The following is a 3,729-nucleotide window of genomic DNA, read 5'->3' as shown; positions in this document are numbered from 1 at the left end:
CTTGCATTTTCTGGAAAATAAAATGCGTCCAGGCCATACAGATTGGGGGCTGCGCAGTACTAAAAATTAGCGGACGCATGCTGTTGATCAGATATTCACGAATGAGCGGATGACAGACCAGATAGCCACCGACTGAAGCCAGCGCCTTGCCAAAAGTCCCGACCAGCAGGTCAATCTGGTCTATGACCTGATACTCCTCAGCACAACCCAGCCCGCGTTCACCACGTACACCAATGGCATGGGCTTCATCCACATACAGCATAACCTTATCAAATTGCTGTTTGAGTGCCACCAATGCACCGAGATCCGTTTCATCACCATCCATACTAAAAATGGATTCAGTGACGACAATGATGCGCTGAATATTATCATCTGCCTGATACTTTACTAAAAGCTGTTGTAGATGTTCCAGATCATTATGCCGGTAGCGTACATAGCTGGCATTGGATAAACGGATACCATCAATGATGCTGGCATGTACCAGCTTGTCGGCAATAATAATGGTCTTGCTATCCGCCAATGCTGGCAGAATCCCGATATTCATATGATAGCCGCTATTAAACAACAGCACCGAACGACCAAAAACCTGCGCCATGCTGGTCTCCAGCTGTTCATAAGCCGGGAAATTTCCAGTCAGCAGGCGCGAAGAACTGGCACTCATCTGTCGTTCAGCAAGCGGTGTCAGATCAAAAAATTCTTCCCGTAGCTGCAGATTGGCCGCCAGACCGAGATAGTCATTGGATGCCAGATTCAGCATCTCAATCCCATTCAACTGAAGATAAGGCTGGCTGGAAATCCCCTGTTTAAACTGGCGATACTGGCCCTGCTGTTTCAAATCATCCAGTTGCTGCTGAAAATATTCCAGATGCTTCATGCTGTTGCTCCCATTGCCTGAATCATCTCGCACATATGCGTCAGTAGAATTTTAAGTTGTTCAGCAGAAATCACAAATGGTGGCATCACATAGACCAACCGACCAAAGGGACGAATCCATACACCACGGCGTACACATTCTGCCTGGAAGCTAGCCAGATCAACAGGTTGCTGTAGTTCCACGACTCCAATCGCGCCAAGTACGCGGATATCAGCAACCTGTGGCAAGGCATTTAATGGCTGTAAATGGTCTTTTAATACTTGTTCAATCTGTTGCACTCTTGCCTGCCAGTCCTGTGACAATAAAAGCTGGGTGCTTTTGAGTGCCACTGCACAGGCCAGTGGATTCGCCATAAAGGTCGGGCCATGCATAAATACGCCTGCTTCACCACTGGAAATGGTTTCTGCGACATGCGCAGTCGTCAGTGTGGCTGACAAGGTCATATAACCGCCAGTCAGCGCCTTGCCCAGACACATGATATCCGGGCTAACACCCGCATGTTCACAGGCAAACAGTTTGCCGCTCCGACCAAAACCAGTCGCGATTTCATCCAGAATTAACAGAATATTGTAACGATCACACAGCTGACGTACCTGGCGCAGGTATTCTGGATGATACAGGCGCATACCACCTGCTCCCTGCACGATCGGCTCAATAATCATGGCTGCAATCTGTTCATGCTTTTCTGCTAATAATTGTTCCAGTGGCTGGATATCATCAACTTGCCATTCACCATCAAAGCGGCTTTGTGGTGCCGGGACAAAATAACGGTTTGGCAGACTGGAACCAAAAATCTGGTGCATACCCGTGACCGGATCGCAGACTGACATGGCATTCCAGGTATCGCCATGATAGCCAGAACGTGTAGTCACAAAATTGCTTTTCTGTGCCTGACCACGGGCATGCCAGTATTGCACCGCCATTTTCAAAGCCACTTCCACAGCAACCGAACCGGAATCGGCATAGAAAATCCGATCCAGTGGCTCTGGAGTAATCTCAATCAGCAATTTAGCCAGATCAATCGCCGGCTGATGGGTCAGGCCACCAAACATGACATGTGACATGGATTGCAACTGAGTCTGCACCGCCTGATTCAGCTGTGGATGATTATAACCATGGATCGTGCACCACCAGGACGACATCCCGTCAATCAGCTGTGTGCCATCTTCCAGTTCAATTACAGCACCATGTGCCGCCCTCACCTTGTAACAAGGCAAAGGATGAGTCATGGAAGTATACGGATGCCAGATATGCTGCTGATCAAAAGAATCGTGCACGGAAAATAACCTAAACAATAGCGCTGTCCTGATCTTAACGGTTTAATTCTGAAATGAACATCTAGCTGACCTTTAGCATTTTTCTGATTAACGAAGTTTTTGTAAAAATTGCAAGATTGGCTCAATGACCAAACTGGTATCGAACAGGATAGCATCGTGCGCAGCTGAAATTTTTACCAAGTTCAGATGATCTGCATTGAACTGTGCAATATTTTGTATAACTTTGCAGGGAACTAGCATATCGTTCTCAGAATTTATAAATAGCATCTTGCCAGGATAGCTTTTTAAGATATCTACCAAATTTAATTGTTCTAAAAGATAGAGATGAGACTGCTGATAGGATAAATCAATATTTACCAATTGCTCTTGTAAATGTTTTGCTCGTTCTCGTGGTGCTACTGAACCTAAAGTAACCAGTGCACAGAAACGTTTTAGAGCCTGTTGAGGTTGTAACATCACCGCATGCTTAAATTGCTCATACTGCACTTTGGGCATAGCATGAGGCCAGTTTTCTTGTGCCACAAAGCAGGGGTTTGACATACAGGCAATGACAGGTTTGGTGACTTGTATCTGCTGATAGATTGCATTAGCCAATAACAATGCTAACTGCCCGCCAAGTGACCAGCCAATCAGTACATCTTTATCAGCTGCAACCTGTACCTTTTCTGCCAGTATTGCTGCATTATTCGGATCAAAGATATCCCAGACTTCGATCTGATGCTGTGGCATTAACTGCTGTTCTAGCTGCTGTACAAATTCGTTCAATACCTGAGTCCCCAGTCCCCAGCCGCTGATGAGCAGAATTTTCATCAATCCTGTCCCCTATTTTTTGTCATCTATTCAATAAAAAAGGGACCAATCTCTTCCGGAATGATCCCTGATATACAGCTGCAAAATTTAAGCAGGCTGCATGGCATCCATAGCAAGCTCGCGGCCGGTTTTCTTCGGTGCTTCAGCTTTTAGTCCTAGTTTGGCAAACAGGGCTTTGTCCTTGCCTTCACCACTATTCGGTGCAGTCAGCAATTTATCACCTGAGAACAGTGAGTTAGCACCTGCCATGAAGGCCAGGGCCTGATCGGAATCAGATAGAGATTCACGACCTGCAGACAAACGGATATAGCTTTTTGGCATGATGATACGTGCTACGGCAATCGTTCGGATCCAGTCAATCACATCCAGCTTTTCCACATCGGCGAGCGGTGTTCCTTCGATTGGCACCAGCATATTAATTGGTACCGATTCTGGATGAATTGGCATGGTCGCCAGTTCAAATAATAATCCCACACGGTCCTGCTTACCTTCACCTAAACCGACAATCCCGCCACTACATACATTAATTCCAGCTGAACGAACATGGTCTAAAGTATTTAAGCGATCGTCAAAAGTTCGGGTGCTAATGACATTAGCGTAGTATTCACGCGAAGTGTCGAGGTTATGATTGTAATAATCCAGTCCAGCATCTTTTAAACGTTCTGCCTGGGAGGCATTCAACATACCTAAGGTCATGCAGGTTTCCATACCCAGCTTTTTTACTTCTTGGATCAACTCCAGTACATAAGGCATATCGCGCTCGTGCGG

At 46.2% G+C, this 3,729-nt stretch carries 4 protein-coding genes; all 4 read right to left on the bottom strand.

Features of this window, described 5'->3' with window-relative positions; all coding sequences use genetic code 11:
* On the bottom strand, positions 1–874 hold an 874-nt coding region (locus B3D47_RS02820), incomplete at its 3' end, for an 8-amino-7-oxononanoate synthase (RefSeq protein ID WP_286859834.1).
* Positions 871–2,151: an adenosylmethionine--8-amino-7-oxononanoate transaminase gene (bioA, locus tag B3D47_RS02815; RefSeq protein WP_286859832.1), complete on the bottom strand. Its 1,281-nt coding sequence runs from the start codon at positions 2,149–2,151 to the stop codon at positions 871–873. The genes B3D47_RS02820 and bioA, both read right to left, overlap by 4 nt.
* 87 nt (positions 2,152–2,238) lie before the next feature.
* Complete coding sequence (locus B3D47_RS02810) at positions 2,239–2,961, bottom strand: acyl-CoA thioester hydrolase/BAAT C-terminal domain-containing protein (RefSeq protein ID WP_286859830.1); 723 nt, start codon at positions 2,959–2,961, stop codon at positions 2,239–2,241.
* An 87-nt stretch (positions 2,962–3,048) separates the two neighbouring features.
* Positions 3,049–3,729 (bottom strand): biotin synthase BioB (bioB, locus tag B3D47_RS02805; RefSeq protein WP_286859829.1); only part of this gene is annotated, 681 nt, incomplete at its 5' end.

The sequence above is a fragment of the Acinetobacter sp. UBA3461 genome (assembly GCF_002381195.1).
GTDB classification, from domain to species: domain Bacteria; phylum Pseudomonadota; class Gammaproteobacteria; order Pseudomonadales; family Moraxellaceae; genus Acinetobacter; species Acinetobacter schindleri.
This window is presented reverse-complemented; position numbering and strand designations above follow the sequence as displayed.